Raw genomic sequence first — 17,509 nt, forward strand, 5'->3', positions numbered from 1 at the left:
GGCTTACCTCGCGGCCGTGCCGGTGGCGACGGCGTCGGCGTTCCAGCCGCCGCCGAGCACCAGGAACAACTGAATCTGGTCGCGCGAGACCTGCGCCTGCGCCTCGGCGAGCGTCGCATCGGCGCTGGCCAGGCTGCGGTCCGCGTCCAGGCTGGCCAGGTAGGGCGTGCGCCCGCCCTGGTACAGGCGGCGGTTCTGGCTGGCGGCCAGGTCGGCCTGCTGCTGCGCCTGCTGCAGGAACTGCAGGCGCTGCAGATCCTGGGCATAGCGGCTCAGCGCGGTCTGGGTTTCGCGCAGGGCCTGCAGCACGCTGTGGTCGAACTCGGCCAGCGCCGCATCGGCACCGGCTTCGGTGGCGTGGATGCGTGCATGCGTGCCGGAGGAGGGCAGCGTCCAGGAGATCAGCGGGCCGATCGACCACTGCTGGGTCAGCGGCGTGCCGAAATCCTCCAGCAGGCCGGCGGCACCGACCGAGGCGCCGAGGCGGATGTCCGGGTAGAGCTCGGCGGTGGCCACGCCGATCCGCGCGGTGGCGGCGGCCAGCTTGCGCTCGGCCTGGCGGATGTCCGGGCGGCGCTGCAGCAGCGCGCGGCCATCGCCGATCGGCAGCGCCTGGGCCAGGGTCGGGGCCTGGCTGCAGTCGCTCACGCCGTCGGGCAGCTGGCCCGGGGTGCGGCCGAGCAGGGCGGCCAACTGGTATTCGGAGGCCTGCCGGTGCGCGCGCAGCGGCGGCAACGCGGCCTGCAGCATCGCCACCTGGGCGTTGGCACGCGCCAGCTCCGGCGGGGTGCCGCGGCCGGCGGTGATCAAGCGCTGAGTGACCTCGCGGCTGCGCTGCTGCAGCTGCAGCGAGTGCTCGGCCACATGCAGTTCGTGGTTGGCGTGGCAGATGTCGACGTAACTGCCGGCCACCTGCGCCACCAGCGACACGCGCGCCAAGTCCATCGCGGCGGCGGTGGCCTGCTCGTCGGCATGCGCGGCTTCGGAGGCGCGCTTGAGCTTGCCGAACAGATCGAACTGATAGGACACCGCGAACTTGCCGTCGGCCAGGTTGATCGGCGGCAGTTCGTGTTCAAGCAGGAATGATTCGGCCGACAGCTGCGCGCGGCTCACCCCGGCCTCGGCCTCGTATTCGAACCCACCGGCATCCAGCGCCTGCTCGTACACGGCAGCAGCGCGACGCAGGTTGGCATCGGCCACCTTGAGTTCCACGTTGTCGCGCAGCGCCTGCTGCACCAGCGCGTTGAGGGTGTCGTCCTGGTACAGCTCCCACCAGCGTGCGGGCAGCGTGGCGCCAGCGGCGACCTGCGGGTTGCCGGTGTCGAGGAAGGCGGCATTGGCCTCCGGCCGCTGGAACGCGGAGCCGGCCGGCACCGCGTAGTCCGGGCCGACGGTGCGGCACGCGGCCAGCGTGGTCAGCGCCAGCCCCAGCGCGATGCGGTGCAGCGCCGGGCGGTTCACAGCGCCGTCCGTGCCGGTTGTGCCGGCGTGGCCGGCGCGGTGTCCGGCTGGATGGTAACGGTGGCGGTGCGCCCGGCGATCAGGTTGACCCCGGCCGGCACGCGGTCGATATGGATGCGCACCGGGATGCGCTGGGCCAGCCGCACCCAGTCGAAGGCCGGGGTCACGTTCGGCAGCAGGCTGCTGCCTTCGCTGCGGTAACGGTCTTCGATGCCGGCGGCGATGCTCTGCACGTGGCCCTGCAGCGGCTGCGCCTCGCCCATCAGGCGGATGTCGACCTTCTGGCCCGCATGCACGCCCTGCAGGCGGGTTTCCTCGAAGTAGCCGTCCACGCGGAACGAGCCGGTATCGAGCACGGCCATCACCGGGCGCCCGGCAGTCACATAGTCACCGGCACGCACGGTGCGGTCGTTGACGTGGCCATCGCTGGGGCTGCGCACTTCAGTGCGCGCCAGGTTGAGCTTGGCCAGATCCACCGCGGCCTGTGCGGTCGCCATCGAGGCCTGCGCGGCGAGCAGCTTGGCGCGGCGCACTTCGGCATCCTCGGCGGCGACCAGATCCTGCAGGCTGCGGTCACGCGCGATCTCGCGGCGCAGCTGGTCCAGCGTGGCGCGGCGCTCGCCCAGGGCGGCCTGGGCCTGCTCCAGCGCGATCTCATAGCGCGCCCGGTCGACCACGAACAGCACCTCACCGCGCTTGACCGGCTGGTTGTCGGCCACCTTCACCGCCTCCACCAGCCCGGACACATCCGGCGCCACCTGCACCACGTCGGCGCTGACGTGCGCATCGCGCGTCCACGGTTCGTCCATGTAGTACGCCCACAGGTGGCGCAGCACCAGCACGGCGGCCACCACGGCCACGACGGTCAACACGACCGGGAATGTCTGCTTGAGGATCTTGTTCACGATTGCATCCAACGCATCAGGGAAAACAACCCGCCGAGCACGATCACGTACACGGCCAGGTTGAACAGGGCGGGGTGCCAGATGTGGCGGTAGGCGCCGGTGCGCTGCAGGACCACGCGCAACCCGCTCTTGAGCAGGTAGGCAAGCAGCATCAGCCCGAGCAGGGTCGGGACGAACACACCATAGAGACTGAATTCACCGTACATCGAGGCAAAGGATTCGCAGGGGAGCGGAAAGGGGATCGCCCGGCGTCGAGGGAGGACACCGGGCGGCACAACGGGGGGACAGGCTTACGTCACGCGGTCGGCAGCGTCGGCCAGCAGCTGCCACAGCTTCAGCACGGTGCGCAGTTCATCCATGGACAGCTCGCCGAACACGTCCTGGCGCAGGCCGATCAACTGGGTTTCCAGCTCGCTGACCAGGGCCTCGCCCTTGTCGGTCAGCCACAGCAGGTTGGCGCGGCGGTCGCTGGCGTCGCATTCGCGGCGGACCAGGTCGCTGGCGGCCAGCTTGTCCAGCAGGCGCACCAGCGAGGGGCCTTCCATGCCCAGCTGATGGGCCAGCGCCACCTGGCGGATACCCCCGCCGGCGCGCCCGATCATCAGCAGCGGCATGGTGCACGCGGCGGAGATGCCGTAGCTGCCCAGGGCCTGGTCGGCCAGGCGCTGCCACTGCCGCCCTGCGTACAGCAGGCCGGAGCTGAGCTGCATCTGCAGCTGGGTGCGTTCGTCGAAGGATCGGTTCATCAGAATAGATAGGATACTACTAATTTCCCTCCTATCAATACCTCCGGCACAACCGTCGCCCAACGAGGGCCTGCGCGGGCAGGGCCACCGAGCCCCAGCGCAGGACGCCCGAGGGGTCTGTCGGGTACGATGCTCGCCCCCCTTCGGGTGCTGTATGTAATGAGCAAGCAAGACAACGACGCCAACCCCGTCACCCAGGCCGAGGCCGAATCGGCGGTGCGCACCCTGCTGCGCTGGGCCGGTGAAGATCCGACCCGTGAAGGCCTGCTGGATACCCCGCGCCGCGTCGCCGAAGCCTATGGCGACTGGTTCAGCGGCTACCGCGATGACCCGCGCGCCTACATGGAGCGGACCTTCGAGGAAGTGGCCGGCTACGATGAACTGATCGTGCTGCGCGACATCGAGTACGAAAGCCACTGCGAACACCACATGGCGCCGATCATCGGCCGCGTGCACGTCGGCTACCTGCCGGCCGGCAAGGTGGTGGGCATCAGCAAGCTGGCCCGCGTGGTCGAGGCGTACGCACGCCGCTTCCAGGTCCAGGAAAAGATGACCGCGCAGATCGCCCAGTGCATCCAGGACGTGCTGCAGCCGGTCGGCGTGGGCGTGGTGGTGGAAGGTGCGCACGAGTGCATGACCACCCGCGGCATCCACAAGCGTGGCGTCAGCATGGTCACCTCCAAGATGCTGGGCAGCTTCCGCGAGGACGCGCGTACCCGCGCCGAATTCCTGCGTTTCATCGAAGTGGGCGGCAAGCGCTGATTCCCCGCGCCGTCGCGCGCGGCCGGCAGGTGCTGGGCTTCGGCCCGGCCCTGCGGGTGCGTGCGCGTCCCGTTTCCCTCCCGGCCGCTGCGACCCGCGCGGCCCGTCTTCCTGTCCCCGGTCTCGAATGAAGCATCGCGAGCGCATTACCCGTTACCGCCACCTGCGCGAACAATCGCAGTGGAAGCTGCTGGCGGCCGATCACGCGCCGGAGATCATCGGCCTGCTGCAGAGCCTGCTGATGCAGGACGAGCGCACCCTGTCCACCGCGGTGCTGCACGAACGCCTGCAGCGCGCGCTGGATGATCTGAAGGCCGATGAACTGTCGCGCGATCTGCCGCGCACCGCGCAGGCCTACATCGCCCACTGGCTGGCCCAGGGCTGGCTGGAACGCCGCCTGCCCGAGGGTGCCGACCAGGAACAGTACGAACTGTCCACCCAGGCCGCGCAGGCGATCCGCTTCGCCGACAGCCTGGAGCAGGCACGCGCCGCCGCCACCGAGAGTCGCCTGGCGCTGGTGATCGAGCAGCTCTCGCAGCTGGCCGCGCTGACCGAATCCAATCCGGATGCGCGCCTGTCCGCGCTGCGCGACGAACGCGACCGCATCGATGCCGAGATCGCGCGCGTCAGCGGCGGCAAGGTGTCCTCGCTGGATGGCAAGCGCGCGCTGGAACGGACCCGCCAGATCATCGGCCTGGCCGACGAACTGACTGAAGATTTCCGCCGCGTGCGTGACGACTTCGAACGCCTCAACCGCGAATTCCGCGAACGCATCATCGATGACGAAGGCGAGCGCGGCGACGTGCTCTCCAAGCTGTTCGAAGGCGTGGATGTGATCGGCGACAGCGATGCCGGGCGCAGTTTCGACGCGTTCTGGCGCCTGCTCAACGATGCCGAACAGAGCGCCCAGCTCGACGCCGCGCTGGAGACCGTGCTTGCCCGTGGCTTCGCCCGCAAGCTGGATCGCAACGAACGCACCTTCCTGCGCGGCTTCACCACCACCATGCTCGAGCGCGGTGGCCAGGTCCACGATGTGCTGCAGCACTTCGCGCGCAGCCTGCGTGGCTTCGTGCAGAGCCGCGGCTACCTGGAACAGCGCCGCCTCAACCAGCTGCTCAAGCAGGCCCAGGGCGAGGCGCTGGGCCTTCGCGACCACATCCCGGCCCAGCGCAGCATCGGCCGCGACCTGCAGCTGACCACCAGCCGCCTGCGCTCGCTGTCGCAGTGGAAACTGCACGACCCGCGCCAGGCGCAGGTCGATGGCAGCGTGCAGCGCAACGACACCGCCGCGATCTCGCTGGAAAGCGTCGGCGATCTCGTCGCCGCCTCGGAAATCGACTTCCGCACCCTGCGCCGCGATCTGCACGACCTGCTTGGCGAGCAGCCGCGGCTGTCGATCGCGCAGGTGCTCGACCACCGTGAGGCCCCGCAGGGGCTGGGCAGCATCATCGGTTACCTCTCCCTCGGCACCCGCCATGGCGAGGTCGCCACCGATCAACAGGAGATCGCGCAATGGCGCGGCGGCGATGGCCAATGGCGTCGCGCCCGCATTCCGCTGATCTGGTTCACCCAGGAGAAACGCCATGAGCTGGCATGAACAATCCACCGACACCCCGATCGACGGCGGCGCCGACGAGCATGACGACGAGCCGGTCGTGGTGACGCCGGTCCTGCGACGCAGCAACGATGTCTTCTACATGGGCGATACCGGCCGGCTGCCGCTCGATGGCCGCCGTGCGCTGTGCCAGCTGCTGATCGGCCCCAGCATCGACCAGCTGCGCCACGCCAAGCTGTGGCCGGCGCTGATCCGCAGTGAAGCGGCGATCCGCTCGGCGCTCTCGGACCTGTTCCTGGAGCTGGTGCTGGACCGCGAGAGCGGGGTGGCCTTCACCCGCCAGGCCGATACCGAAGATATCGACGCGCCGGTGCTGCTGCGTACCTCGCCGCTGACCTTCATCGACTCGGTGCTGCTGCTGCACCTGCGCCAGCAGCTGGCCGAAGCCGATGCACGCGGCGTGCGCGCGGTGGTCGAAGATGGCGAGCTGGCCGAAGCACTGGCCGTGTACGAGCGCCACCTGTCCACCGACCGCGCCGGCTTCAACCGCCGCGTCGCCAGTGCCGTGCAGAAGATGAAGGACAACCACATCCTCACCCGCCTTGGCGGTGACGATGCGCGTCATGAAGTCTCGCCGGCACTGAAACTGATGTTCTCCGCCGAAGATGTCGCCGCCCTGGCCCAGGTGTACCGCCGCCTGCGCGAAGCGCCGGCCGACCTCGACGCCTGAGCGCGCGCCCGCGCGCCGCTGCCCTGCCTGGATTGCTAGCCCTGCCATGACCGTCCACATTCCCGCACCCGCCCTGTTCCCCGGCGACCAGCCCGACCCGCGCGCGCAGCAGTTCCGCATGCGCCGCCTGCAGGTCCACAACTGGGGCACCTTCTCCGGCCTGACCGAAGTGCCGATCGCCGAACGTGGCTTCCTGTTCGTCGGCCGCTCCGGCTCGGGCAAGTCGACCCTGCTCGATGCGATGTCCGCGCTGCTGGTGCCGCCGGCCCTGGTCGACTTCAACGCCGCCGCGCGCGAAGCCGAACGCAGTGGCCGCGACCGCAACCTGGTCTCCTACGTGCGTGGCGCGTGGGCTGACCAGCAGGACAGCGGCACCGGCGAGATCGCCACCCAGTACCTGCGCAAGGGCGCCACCTGGACCGCGCTGGTGCTGGAGTACCGCAGCAACGACGGCCGCATCGTCAGCCTGGTGCGGCTGTTCTGGATCGCCGGCAACGGCGCCGCCGCGGCCGATGTGCGCAAGCACTACATGGTCGCAGAGCGCAGCTTCGACATCGCGCGCGACCTCGGCGGCTTCGACCTGGACCTGCGCAAGCTCAAGCAGCGCCTGGGCGATGTGCATCACTTCGACAGCTTCGCCAGCTATGCCGAACGGTTCCGCCACGTGCTCGGGATAGAGAACGAAATGGCGCTGCGCCTGCTGCACAAGACGCAGTCGGCGAAGAACCTCGGCGATCTGAACGTGTTCCTGCGCGACTTCATGCTCGATGCGCCGCGCACCTTCGATGCCGCCGAGCGCCTGGTCGATGATTTCGCCGAACTCGATGGCGCCCACCAGGCCGTGGTCACCGCGCGTCGCCAGGTCGAAACCCTGCTGCCGGCGCGCGGCCACTACGCCGATCTGCAGGCACTGCGCCGCCAGCGTGAAGACTTGGACGAGATGAAGCTGGGCATCGACGGTGTGCGCGAGCAGCGTCGCCTGGCCCTGCTCGAGGCGCGCCTGCTGGAACTGGACACACGCGACCGCGGCCTGTCCGGTGAAGAAGGCCAGCGTCGCAGCGCGCTGGAGAACCATGAAAGCCACCTCGCCGAACTGGAGGCGCAGCGTCGCCAGCAGGGCGGCGAGCGCATCGAAGAGCTGGAGCGCGAACAGGGCCGTGTCGCCCAGGAACGCGACCGCCGCCTGGCCAAGCGCAACCAGGCCAACCATGCCAGCCGCGAGCTCGGCGAAACCCTGGCCGAGACCGCGCACGGCTTCGCCGAACAGCTGGCCCGCGCCCAGGCCAGACTGGACGACGGCCAGCGTGCCGCGGCCGAGCTGGATGAAGCCATCGCCGAGCGCATGGGCGGCAAGCGCGACGACGAGCGCCGCTTTGCCGAGGTGCGTTCGGAACTGGAGGCGCTCAAGCGCACCCCGTCCAGCATTCCGGCGCCGATGCAGCAGCTGCGCGCGCGCCTGAGCAGCGACACCGGCATTCCCGAGGCGGCGCTGCCGTTCGTGGGTGAACTGCTGCAGGTCCGCGATGAAGACGCCGCATGGCAGGGCGCGATCGAGCGTGTGCTGCACGGCTTCGCGCAGTCGCTGCTGGTCGATGAGCGCCACCATGCCCAGGTCTCGGAGTGGATCAACCAGACCCACCTCGGTACCCGCCTGGTGTATTACCGCGTGCGCCGCAACGATGATGCGCTGCATGGCCGCGAGCCGGGGGCACGCTCGCTGCTGCACAAGCTGGTGCTGCGCGAGCACGGCTATGCCGGCTGGCTGCGCCGCGAGCTGGGCAAGCGCTTCGACTACGAATGCGTCGATGCGCGCCACCTGCGCGATACCGACCGCGGCATCACCAAGGAAGGCCAGGTCAAGCACCCGGGCGAGCGTTTCGAGAAGGACGATCGCCACAACATCAGCGACCGCCGCCGCTGGCTGCTCGGCTTCAACAACCGCGACAAGCTGGACCTGTACGAGCGCGAAGCGATCGAACTGGCGCAGCGCATCGCCGCCTGCGACAGCGACGTGGCCGGGCTGCGCGCGCAGCGCGAACAGGATGGCAAGGCCCGCCTGGCCTGCCATCAACTGTGCACGCTGGGCTGGGACGAGATCGATGTGGCCGCGCCGCTGCAGCGCCTGGACGACATCGCCCAAGCCCTGCACGACCTGCGCGAAGGCAATGCCGACCTGCGCAGGCTCGGCGAACAGATCGAAAAGACCCGGGCCGATGTGGCCCAGGCCAAGCGCACCTATGAAGACGTGCGCGTGGAGCGCGGCCAGCTCGGCCGTGAGCACGAACGCCTGGCGCGCCTGCACGAGCAGTGCGCGCCGCTGGCCAAGCGCGTGGTCACGCCCCTGCAGCAGCAGGGCCTGGACGAACGCCTCAAAGCGCTCGGCGTGCTCAGCCTGGAAAACCTGGAAGCGCACTTCCGGCAGATCAGCAACACGCTCAACGAACAGCTCGGCGGCTCCCAGGCCGAACACAACCGGCTGGAGAACCTGCTGCTGGGCTGCTTCCGCCGCTACTGCCAGGCCTGGCCGGAAGACAGCGGCGACTTCACCGTCAGCCTGTCCAGCGCCGACGATTTCCTGGCCCGCCTGCAGCGGCTGGAGAACGATGGCCTGCCGCAGCACGAGGCACGCTTCTTCGATCTGCTGCAGAGCCAGAGCAAGAACAACCTGCTGGCCCTGCAGCGCCACACCGCCGAGGCGCGCAAGTCGATCGCCCAGCGCCTGGACGAGGTCAATGCCTCGCTGGAGCAGGTGCCGTTCAACCGCGGCACGCTGCTGACCATTGAACTCACCGACCGCCGCCTGCCCGAGGTGCTGGATTTCCACCAGCGCCTGCGCGATGTCCTGTCCCAGCAGCAGACCGAGCAGCGTGAACTGGCCGAAGCGCAGTTCGCGGTGCTGCGTGAACTGGTCGCCAAGCTCGGCTCGCAGGAAGGCGAGGACAAGCGCTGGCGCGAGCTGGTACTGGACGTGCGCCTGCATGTCGAATTCGTCGGCGTCGAGCTCGATGCCGCCACCCGCCAGCAGGTCGAGATCTACCGCAGCGGCGCGGGCAAATCCGGCGGCCAGCGCCAGAAGCTGGCCACCACCTGCCTGGCGGCCGCGCTGCGCTACCAGCTCGGTGGTGCCGACGGCCAGCTGCCCAGCTACGCGGCCGTGGTGCTCGATGAAGCCTTCGACAAGGCCGACAACGAGTTCACCGCGCTGGCGATGAACATCTTCGACAACTTCGGGTTCCAGATGGTCGTGGCCACGCCGCTGAAGTCGGTGATGACGCTGGAGCCGTTCATCGGCGGTGCGTGCTTCGTGGAGATCAGCGGTCGCCACGACTCCGGCGTGCTGCTGATCGAGTACGACGACGAAGGAAAGCGCCTGAAGCTGCCCGAACGCGCCCGCGCCGGCGGTGAGGCCGCGGTGGCGCCGGTATCGGCAGCGGCCGTGATCGCAGCGCCGGCGGAAGTCGAGGTGCCGGGGCAGGCCGCCGATGCCGTGATCGCCGAACCGGCTGCCGGGCAGGCCGACGCCGCCACAGCGACGCCGGATGCACCGGCACCGGCATCGCGCCCGAAGAAAGCCGCGGCCAAGGCACCGGCCAAGGCACCCGCCAAAGCGCCGGCCAGGAAGGCCGCCAGCAAGGCGGCGGCCAGGCCGGCACCCAGGACCGCCGCGAAGAAGCCGGTCAAGCCCAAGCGTTGAGCAATCGACGGGTCAGCCCCCAGGGCTGGCCCGTCCTGTCAGCCGGCGAAGGTATCCCAGCCCATCCGGGCGATCAGCACCACCACCAGGCCGACGAACAGCTTGCGGATGAAGGGCGTGCCACCGCGCAGCGCCATCCGCGTGCCGACCACCGAGCCGATGATGTTGGCCGCGGCCATCGGCAGCGCGAACAGCCACAGGATGTTGCCGGTCGGCACGAAGAACGAGATCGCCGCCACGTTGGTGGCCAGGTTCACCACCTTGGAGGCGGCCGAGGCGCGCAGGAAGTCCAGCCCGAAGAAACGCACGAACAGGAAGATCAGGAAGCTGCCGGTGCCCGGCCCGAAGAAGCCATCGTAGAACCCGATTACCGCACCGATCGCCAGCGCGGTCACCAGCTCCTTGCGGCCGATCTCGCGCGGGCGGTGCAGGGCACCGAAGTCCTTCTTCCACAGCGTGTAGCCGAGCATCGCCACCAGCAGCACCAGCACCAGCGGGCGCACCGCGTCCTTGGGCAGCAGGCTGACCGCCGTGGCGCCGGCGAAGGAGAACACGAAGGCCGTGCCCGCGGCGAACAGCACTGGCCGCCACGGGAAGCGCACATTGCGTGCATAGCGGAACGCCGCCGCTGCCGTACCGAACATCGAACTGAATTTGTTGGTGCCGAACAGCATCGCCGGCGTGTGCTGCGGCAATACGGTGAACAACCCGGGCAACTGCACCAGCCCGCCGCCGCCGACCGCGGCATCGACCAGACCGGCGATGAAGGCGATCGCCACCAACCACAACAGCTCAGGGGGAACCAGCTCAAGCACGGCGGGACATCGCGGCAGAAGGCGCGCCAGCATACGCCCGGTCATCGCGCGACAATACCCCCATGACCACCGCCAACTCCGATCCCTGTCCCTGCGGCCGCCCCTTGGCCTACACCGCCTGCTGCGGCCGCTATCACGCCGGCGCGCCCGCCCCGGATGCCGAAGCGCTGATGCGTTCGCGTTACAGCGCCTACGTGCGCCACCTGGCCGACTACCTGCTGGCCAGCTGGCACCCATCCACGCGCCCGGCCGAGCTGTCGCTGGAGGAAGCGCCCGGCCAGCGCACCCACTGGCTGGGGCTGACGATCCAGGCCCACACCCAGTCGGATCCGGACCACGCCCAGGTCCGGTTCCTTGCCCGTTACAAGGTGGGCGGCGGCAGTGCGGTGAAGATGCTCGAGCACAGCCGCTTCGTGCGCGAAGAGGGGCGCTGGTTCTATCTCGACGCGCTGCCCTGACCCAGCGCGGCCGCACGCACTCCCGCAGCGTCGTCGCCCGGGCGCGTACGGGGATCGCGTATTCAACTTGAACGCTGTCACCAGACCGATGCCGTGCCATGACGTGGCACTCACTCCGGCTGGTCGATCCTGATCGCAATGAATACCGCCGTTGCTGCCGCACCACCGCTCATTGCCGCCCCGCCGTCGTCGCTGGCCGCCCGCTACGCCGGCGTGCGGGCCCGCACGGTCGCACTGGCCGCCCCGCTGAGCGCCGAAGACGCCATGGTGCAGAGCATGGCCGATGCCAGCCCGGCCAAATGGCACCTGGCCCACACCACCTGGTTCTTCGAGCGCTTCGTGCTGGCCACCCGGCCCGGTTACGCACCGATCGATGCGGACTGGCACTACCTGTTCAACAGCTATTACCAGAGCATCGGTCCGGCACATGCACGTCCGCAGCGTGGCCTGCTCTCGCGCCCGTCGCTGGAGGAGGTGCTGGCGTTCCGTGCCCGGATCGACCAGCGCGTGATCACCGCCCTGCAGGCCGGCAGCCTCAGCGAGCAGGCCCGGCACCAGTTGCTGCTCGGCCTGCACCATGAACAGCAACATCAGGAACTGCTGCTGACCGATATCAAGCATGCGTTCTGGTCCAACCCGCTGCAGCCGGCCTACCGTGAGGATCTTGCGGTGGCGCCGGCGCGTGCGCTGCCCCTGCAGTGGCTCAGCAGTCCCGAGCAGATCGTGGAGATCGGCGCGCCGGTCTGGCCTACCCAGCCGACATTCGCCTACGACAACGAATCGCCCGTACACCGCGCCCTGGTCCCGGCGCATGCGCTGGCCAATCGCCCGGTCAGCAATGATGAGTATCGCCGGTTCGTCCAGGCCGGCGGCTACCGCGAGCCGCGCTGGTGGATGAGCGAAGGCTGGACCCTGTGCCAGGACCAGCGCTGGCAGCATCCGCTGTATTGGGATGACGCACTGGAGCGCGAGTTCACCCTCGGCGGGTGGCGCCCGCTCGATCCGCACGCCCCGGTCTGCCATCTCAGTTACTTCGAAGCCGACGCCTACGCGCGCTGGCAGGAGGCCCGCCTGCCCACCGAATTCGAATGGGAGGCGGCCACCGCGGGCCGCCCGCTGCGGGGTCGTTTCGCCGATTGCGATCAGCTTCACCCCGGCGGGGCGGAGGAGTCAGGCGATATCGTCCAGCTGTTCGGCGATGTCTGGGAATGGACCAGCAGCGCCTACGGGCCGTATCCGGGGTTCCGCACCTTCCCGGGCAATCTCGGCGAGTACAACGGCAAGTTCATGTGCGGGCAATGGGTCCTGCGCGGGGGCAGCTGTGCCACGCCTGCCGATCACCTGCGCGCCAGCTACCGCAATTTCTTCGCGCCGTCGGCCCGGTGGCAGTTCGCCGGCCTGCGCCTGGCCCGGGACGCCGCATGAGTTCGGTCCGTGATGCACTCCAGGCGCTGACCGATCTGCAGCCGGACCGCGACCAGATCACCGCCGACATCCTGCGTGGCCTCTCCGCCACGCCGCGGCAGCTGCCGTCGAAGTATTTCTACGATGCCCACGGCTCGGCGTTGTTCGAGCAGATCACCCAGCAGCCAGAGTACTACCCGACCCGCACCGAGCTGCAGCTGCTGCAGGACTGCGCGCGTGACATCGCCAAGGTGGTTGGTCCCCGCCTGCACGTGGTCGAGCTGGGCAGCGGCAGTGGGCGCAAGACCGAGCTGCTGCTGCAGGCACTGCGTGACCCGGTGGCGTACACCCCGATCGAGATCTCCCGTGCCGCACTGCTGGACAGCATCACCCGGTTGGCCCCGTTGCTGCCGGAGATCGAAATGCTGCCGGTCTGCGCGGATTTCACCCAGCCGGTGCAGCTGCCATCGCCGCAGCGCGAGCCGGCGCGCCACCTGGTGTTCTTCCCGGGCTCGACGCTGGGCAACTTCGCGCATGACGAGGCCATTGCGCTGCTGAAGGCCATGCGCCAGACCATGGGCCCCGACGGCATGGCCCTGATCGGCATCGACCTGCACAAGGATGCGGGGCTGATCGAAGCCGCGTACAACGATGCCGCCGGCGTCACAGCCGATTTCACCCTCAATCTGCTGCGCCGGCTCAACCGCGACATCGGCAGTGATTTCGATCTCGACGGGTTCCGTCATCGCGCGCGGTACAGCGTGCCGCGCCTGCGCATCGAAACCGAACTGGTCAGCCAGCGCGAGCAGCGCGTGCAGGTGGACGGGCAGAGCTTCGATTTCGCCGCAGGCGAGGCGATGACGGTCGAGTACAGCCACAAATACACCGACGCGGTGTTCGCAACGATGGCCGCGGCCGCGGGCCTGCGCGTGACGGCCCACTGGAACGCCACCGATCCGGCCTTCGGCCTGCGCCTGCTGCAGCCGGTCTGACCTGCGCGGCATTGCCGCTATGATGCAGGTCCACTGGCTGCAAGGATTCCGCCAATGCGATGGTCGCCCCTGTTGTTGGCCGGGCTGTGGCTCGGCGCACCGTCGTTGGCGGTGGCCGCCCCGGATGCGTTCTCCACCTGTCTGGCCACGCTCAAGGCGCAGGCCGGCAAGCAGGGCATCGTCGCCGAGCGCTTCGATGTGCTCACCGCCGGGCTGACCCCGGATCCCAGCGTGCTGCCGCTGCTGGACGCGCAGCCGGAATTCACTACCCCGTTGTGGGACTACCTTGCCGCGCTGGTGGATACCCAGCGCGTCGAGGACGGGCGTGCCCGCCTGGTCGAGCACCGCGACCTGCTGGCCCGGGTCTCGGCCGAGTACGGGGTTGATCCGGCCACCATCGTGGCGGTCTGGGGCGTGGAAAGCGACTACGGCCGCGTGTTCGGCAAGCGCCCGCTGCTGCAGTCGCTGGCCACGCTCTCCTGCGAAGGCCGCCGCAAGCCCTTCTTCCGCGGCGAACTGCTCGCCCTGCTCAAGCTGATCGATGCCGGCGACCTGCGCGCCGAAGGCCTGACCGGTTCGTGGGCCGGCGCGTTCGGCCATACCCAGTTCATGCCCTCCACCTATGCGCGCATCGCGGTGGATGGCGACGGCGATGGCCGTCGCGATCTGGTCGCCTCGATTCCCGATGCGCTGGCCTCCACCGCCAATTATCTGAAGAAGGCCGGGTGGCGCACCGGCCAGCCCTGGGGGATGGAAGTGACGGTTCCGGCCGGCTTCAACGCCGGCCAGGCCGGCCGCACCCAGCGCAGGCCACTGGCCGACTGGCGTGCACAGGGCATCGTCCCGGTGGCCGGCGGCGCGCTGGCCCCGGCCGGGCTGCCCGCCGACAGCAGTGCCGCGCTGCTGCTGCCCACCGGGATCAAGGGCCCGGCCTGGCTGGTGTTCCGCAACTACGACGCGATCTACGCGTACAACGCCGCCGAGAGCTACGCCCTGGCGATCGCCACCCTGGCCGACCGCCTGCGCGGTGGCCAGGGCATCGTGGCCGCCTGGCCGACCGACGATCCCGGCATCGGCCGTACCGAACGCCGTGAACTGCAGACCCTGCTGCTGGCCCGCGGCCACGATATCGGCACAGCCGACGGCATGATCGGCACCGCCACCCGGCGCGCCATCCAGGCTGAACAGCAGCGCCTGGGCTGGACCCCCGCCGATGGCCGTGCCGGCCAGCGCATCCTCACCGCCCTGCGCGGTGCTCCTCCTTCATCAACATCGACCATGCCAACCTCCACCGTGTTCACCCTGCCGCCCAACCACGCCCAGTACGTCCAGTCGCCGGCCGCGCCGCGCGCTGCCCTGCCCAAGGTGCCCGGGCTCAGCCTGGCCGACATCCAGGGCTTCCCCGCGTGGACGGTCGAGACCCCGTTCGCCACCGCGGCGATCAGCGTGTTCGGCGGCCAGCTCCTGTCCTATGTGCCCAAGGGCGGGCAGGACGTGATGTGGCTCTCGCCCAGCGCCCAGCCGCTGCCGACCCCGATCCGTGGCGGCACCCCCGTGTGCTGGCCGTATTTCGGCCGCCAGGGGCAGGGTAACGACGTGCCCTCGCATGGCTTCGTCCGCAACGTGCCATGGACGCTGCAGCAGGCCCGCCGCGAGGCCGATGGCACCATGGTGCTGACCCTGTCGCCGCCGGTGCTGGAGAACCTGGACCTGCGCCTGCGCATGGAGCTGCGGATCGGCCGCACGCTGGAGCAGCGCCTGATCACCGAGAACACCGGCCGCCAACCGGTCGCCTTCACCCAGGCCCTGCACAACTACTTCCATGTCAGCGATGCGATGCAGGTCAGCGTGGAAGGGCTGGAGGGACTGTCCTACCTGGACAAGTTCGAGAATTACGCCGCCCCCCGCCCGCAGCAGGGCGAGTGGAGCCTGCGCGACCCGCGCGATCCGGGCCGCAGCGACCGCATCTATACGCAGGCCGGCGGCCGTTACCTGCTCAAGGACCCGGGCCTGAAGCGCCGCATCGAGATCACCACCACCGGCAGCCGCTCGCTGGTGGCGTGGAACCCGGGTGAGGCCGGCGCCAGCAAGATGGCTGACGTCGGGCCCGGTTGGCGCAACTATGTGTGCCTGGAGGCGGCCAACGCCGGTCCGGACGTGGTGACCCTGGCGCCGGGCGCGCAGCATGTGCTGCAGCAGACCCTGGCGGTTCGCCCGCTATGAGTACGGTTCCGTCCCCGGCCCGGCCGGGCGAGACGGCCGAGGATCCTGATCGCGCGCCCAGCGCCGCCACGCACGAGGCGATCATCGACGCCGAGATCGATGCCGCCGTGGCGGTGCAAGACCGCCATCCGTCGTGTTGAGGCGGCTGTAAGGCGCGTGACCGGTCAGTGTGCGGCCGGGCGCGGCCGCAATGCCACCAGACAGATCCCGCCAGCCACCAACCCCCAGAACGCCGAACCGATCCCGGCCAGCGACAGGCCCGAGGCGGTGACCAGGAACGTCACCAGCGCCGCTTCACGATCGGCCTCCTCGCGCAGCGCCGTGGCCAGGCTGTTGGCGATCGTCCCGAACAGCGCGATGCCGGCCACGCAGGCGACCAGCTCCTTGGGGAAGGCAGCGAATACGGCGGCCACCGTCGCCCCGAACAGCCCGACCACGATATAGAAGGCGCCCGCGGCCACGGCGGCGGTGTAACGGCGGGCCGGATCCTCGTGCGCTTCGCGCCCCATGCAGATCGCGGCGGTGATCGCGGCCAGGTTGAGCCCATAGGCACCAAAGGGGGCGAGCACCGTATTGACCACGCCGATCCAGCCGATCACGGGCGAGACGGGCGTGTCATACCCGGAGGCACGGATCACCGCGACGCCCGGGATGTTCTGCGAGGCCATGGTGACCACGAACAGGGGCAGGGCGATGCCAAACACCGCTGCCCACGACAGCGTTGGCCAGGTGAACACCGGCGTGGCCAGTTCCAGTCCCACCTGTTCCATATGAAGCAGGCCCTGACCGGCCGCCACCAGGGCACCGACAAGCAGGGTGGCGATCACCGCATAGCGCGGGAACAGCCGTCGCCCGATCAGCCAGGTGACGAACATCGCCAATGCCATGCCCAGCTGGGTGCCCATCGAGACGAACACATCCAGCCCGAAGCGCAGCAGTACACCCGCAAGCATGCCCGCGGCCAGCGCCATCGGCACACGCTTCATCAGCTTCGCGAAGATCCCCGAGAAGCCGGCCAACATGCCAAGCACGGCGGCAAGCACGAACGCACCGATCGCGTCGCTGTAGCCGACCGCGCCCGCACCGACCACGAGCATCGCCGCACCGGGCGTGGACCATGCAGTGACGACCGGCATCCGATAGCGAAGTGACAGCGCGATACAGGTCACGCCCATGCCAAGCCCCAACGCCCACATCCACGAAGCGATCTGGGCCTGGTCTGCGCCGACCGCGCGTGCGGCCTGGAAAACGATCACCGCCGAACTGGCGAAGCCCACCAAGACGGTGATGAAACCTGCCATCACCGCAGGCAGGGAGAGATCGCGCCACAACGAACGTTTGCCTACCGCAGACATCGCATGCATTCCTGATGACAAGAGATGCATTGTTAGCAAGCCTGCGGCAGCACGCGCAACGCGCGTGCTGCCGCGCTTGTTGTCGAGCAGCACGCACGGATGACGCGATGATGAAAAAGATCGACGAAAACGCTTGACGAATTTTCAGAAGTCTTTAGTATTCGCTCCCTCGCTGCGACGCGGTCTTCACCCCGGTGAACACCCACCCGCAGCGACGGCAACAAGCTTCGAAAGAAGGTGTTGACGGAAACGAAAAGCCTGACATAATAGGCGGCTCGCTTCGACGAAAAGACCTCCGGGTCGCACGACGAAGCAGCATCGGCAACAACGTTTCACTTCGGTGAAACGGCCTTGAAAAAAGGTGTTGACGAGGCGGAAAAGCCGGCTATAATGGGCGGCTAGCAACGAC

At 68.9% G+C, this 17,509-nt stretch carries 15 protein-coding genes; 9 read left to right on the top strand and 6 right to left on the bottom strand.

What is annotated here, in order from left to right; all coding sequences use genetic code 11:
* Window positions 1-3: 3 nt before the first annotated feature.
* The 4 genes from PV764_RS18865 to PV764_RS18880 form a co-directional block, all read right to left on the bottom strand.
* A complete protein-coding gene (locus tag PV764_RS18865) occupies window positions 4-1,461 on the bottom strand; it encodes an efflux transporter outer membrane subunit (protein ID WP_284128607.1) in 1,458 nt (485 codons plus the stop codon).
* Window positions 1,458-2,366, bottom strand: coding sequence for an HlyD family secretion protein (locus PV764_RS18870; RefSeq protein WP_070426259.1), 909 nt, complete (start codon window positions 2,364-2,366; stop codon window positions 1,458-1,460). Before PV764_RS18870 ends, PV764_RS18865 begins: the two co-directional genes overlap by 4 nt.
* A complete protein-coding gene (locus PV764_RS18875; RefSeq protein WP_019183984.1) occupies window positions 2,363-2,572 on the bottom strand; it encodes a DUF1656 domain-containing protein in 210 nt (69 codons plus the stop codon). The genes PV764_RS18870 and PV764_RS18875 overlap by 4 nt, the downstream gene beginning before the upstream one ends.
* A gap of 84 nt (window positions 2,573-2,656) precedes the next feature.
* Complete coding sequence (locus PV764_RS18880; protein WP_019183983.1) at window positions 2,657-3,112, bottom strand: MarR family winged helix-turn-helix transcriptional regulator; 456 nt, start codon at window positions 3,110-3,112, stop codon at window positions 2,657-2,659.
* Window positions 3,113-3,271: 159 nt separating this feature from the next.
* Between PV764_RS18880 and folE the strand changes: the two genes are divergently transcribed.
* From folE to PV764_RS18900, 4 genes are all read left to right on the top strand, one after another.
* The gene (gene folE / locus PV764_RS18885; RefSeq protein WP_019183982.1) at window positions 3,272-3,874 is read left to right on the top strand and encodes a GTP cyclohydrolase I FolE; all 603 of its coding nucleotides are present in this window, start codon (window positions 3,272-3,274) and stop codon (window positions 3,872-3,874) included.
* Window positions 3,875-4,001: 127 nt separating this feature from the next.
* Window positions 4,002-5,471: a DUF3375 domain-containing protein gene (locus PV764_RS18890; protein WP_046274169.1), complete on the top strand. Its 1,470-nt coding sequence runs from the start codon at window positions 4,002-4,004 to the stop codon at window positions 5,469-5,471.
* Complete coding sequence (locus PV764_RS18895; protein ID WP_019183980.1) at window positions 5,458-6,159, top strand: DUF4194 domain-containing protein; 702 nt, start codon at window positions 5,458-5,460, stop codon at window positions 6,157-6,159. Before PV764_RS18890 ends, PV764_RS18895 begins: the two co-directional genes overlap by 14 nt.
* Window positions 6,160-6,205: 46 nt before the next feature.
* Window positions 6,206-9,853, top strand: coding sequence for an ATP-binding protein (locus tag PV764_RS18900; RefSeq protein WP_421117274.1), 3,648 nt, complete (start codon window positions 6,206-6,208; stop codon window positions 9,851-9,853).
* A 38-nt stretch (window positions 9,854-9,891) separates the two neighbouring features.
* Here the strand turns inward: PV764_RS18900 and PV764_RS18905 are convergent, their stop codons facing one another.
* On the bottom strand, window positions 9,892-10,668 hold the full coding sequence (locus tag PV764_RS18905; protein ID WP_070474219.1) for a sulfite exporter TauE/SafE family protein: 777 nt from the start codon (window positions 10,666-10,668) through the stop codon (window positions 9,892-9,894).
* Window positions 10,669-10,730: 62 nt separating this feature from the next.
* Here PV764_RS18905 and PV764_RS18910 point away from each other — a divergent pair, with 62 nt between their 5' ends.
* From PV764_RS18910 to PV764_RS18930, 5 genes are all read left to right on the top strand, one after another.
* Window positions 10,731-11,126 carry a YchJ family metal-binding protein gene (locus PV764_RS18910; RefSeq protein WP_019183977.1) on the top strand — a complete coding sequence of 132 codons (396 nt, stop codon included), beginning with the start codon at window positions 10,731-10,733 and terminating at the stop codon, window positions 11,124-11,126.
* A gap of 138 nt (window positions 11,127-11,264) precedes the next feature.
* Window positions 11,265-12,551 carry an ergothioneine biosynthesis protein EgtB gene (gene egtB, locus PV764_RS18915; protein WP_421117275.1) on the top strand — a complete coding sequence of 429 codons (1,287 nt, stop codon included), beginning with the start codon at window positions 11,265-11,267 and terminating at the stop codon, window positions 12,549-12,551.
* Window positions 12,548-13,522 (top strand): L-histidine N(alpha)-methyltransferase, encoded by a 975-nt coding sequence (egtD, locus tag PV764_RS18920; protein ID WP_070426256.1) that lies wholly within the window; start codon window positions 12,548-12,550, stop codon window positions 13,520-13,522. The genes egtB and egtD overlap by 4 nt, the downstream gene beginning before the upstream one ends.
* A gap of 54 nt (window positions 13,523-13,576) precedes the next feature.
* A complete protein-coding gene (locus PV764_RS18925) occupies window positions 13,577-15,745 on the top strand; it encodes a lytic murein transglycosylase (protein ID WP_421117276.1) in 2,169 nt (722 codons plus the stop codon).
* Window positions 15,742-15,885, top strand: coding sequence for a hypothetical protein (locus PV764_RS18930; protein WP_160298464.1), 144 nt, complete (start codon window positions 15,742-15,744; stop codon window positions 15,883-15,885). Before PV764_RS18925 ends, PV764_RS18930 begins: the two co-directional genes overlap by 4 nt.
* Window positions 15,886-15,909: 24 nt before the next feature.
* On the opposite strand, the gene PV764_RS18935 is transcribed toward PV764_RS18930, so the two are convergent.
* Window positions 15,910-17,100 (bottom strand): benzoate/H(+) symporter BenE family transporter, encoded by a 1,191-nt coding sequence (locus PV764_RS18935; RefSeq protein ID WP_421117277.1) that lies wholly within the window; start codon window positions 17,098-17,100, stop codon window positions 15,910-15,912.
* Between the last annotated feature and the right edge of the window lie 409 nt (window positions 17,101-17,509).

It is taken from the genome of Stenotrophomonas sp. AS1, from assembly GCF_048957655.1.
Classification (GTDB): domain Bacteria; phylum Pseudomonadota; class Gammaproteobacteria; order Xanthomonadales; family Xanthomonadaceae; genus Stenotrophomonas; species Stenotrophomonas bentonitica_A.

Excerpts from the sequence above, each read along its gene's own strand:
- egtD (WP_070426256.1), top strand. The coding sequence starts at position 12,548 with ATGAGTTCGGTCCGTGATGCACTCCAGGCGCTGACCGATCTGCAGCCG.
- folE (WP_019183982.1), top strand. The coding sequence starts at position 3,272 with ATGAGCAAGCAAGACAACGACGCCAACCCCGTCACCCAGGCCGAGGCC.
- PV764_RS18895 (WP_019183980.1), top strand. The coding sequence starts at position 5,458 with ATGAGCTGGCATGAACAATCCACCGACACCCCGATCGACGGCGGCGCC.
- PV764_RS18925 (WP_421117276.1), top strand. The coding sequence starts at position 13,577 with ATGCGATGGTCGCCCCTGTTGTTGGCCGGGCTGTGGCTCGGCGCACCG.
- PV764_RS18890 (WP_046274169.1), top strand. The coding sequence starts at position 4,002 with ATGAAGCATCGCGAGCGCATTACCCGTTACCGCCACCTGCGCGAACAA.
- PV764_RS18935 (WP_421117277.1), bottom strand. The coding sequence starts at position 17,100 with ATGTCTGCGGTAGGCAAACGTTCGTTGTGGCGCGATCTCTCCCTGCCT.
- egtB (WP_421117275.1), top strand. The coding sequence starts at position 11,265 with ATGAATACCGCCGTTGCTGCCGCACCACCGCTCATTGCCGCCCCGCCG.
- PV764_RS18875 (WP_019183984.1), bottom strand. The coding sequence starts at position 2,572 with ATGTACGGTGAATTCAGTCTCTATGGTGTGTTCGTCCCGACCCTGCTC.
- PV764_RS18880 (WP_019183983.1), bottom strand. The coding sequence starts at position 3,112 with ATGAACCGATCCTTCGACGAACGCACCCAGCTGCAGATGCAGCTCAGC.
- PV764_RS18900 (WP_421117274.1), top strand. The coding sequence starts at position 6,206 with ATGACCGTCCACATTCCCGCACCCGCCCTGTTCCCCGGCGACCAGCCC.
- PV764_RS18910 (WP_019183977.1), top strand. The coding sequence starts at position 10,731 with ATGACCACCGCCAACTCCGATCCCTGTCCCTGCGGCCGCCCCTTGGCC.
- PV764_RS18930 (WP_160298464.1), top strand. The coding sequence starts at position 15,742 with ATGAGTACGGTTCCGTCCCCGGCCCGGCCGGGCGAGACGGCCGAGGAT.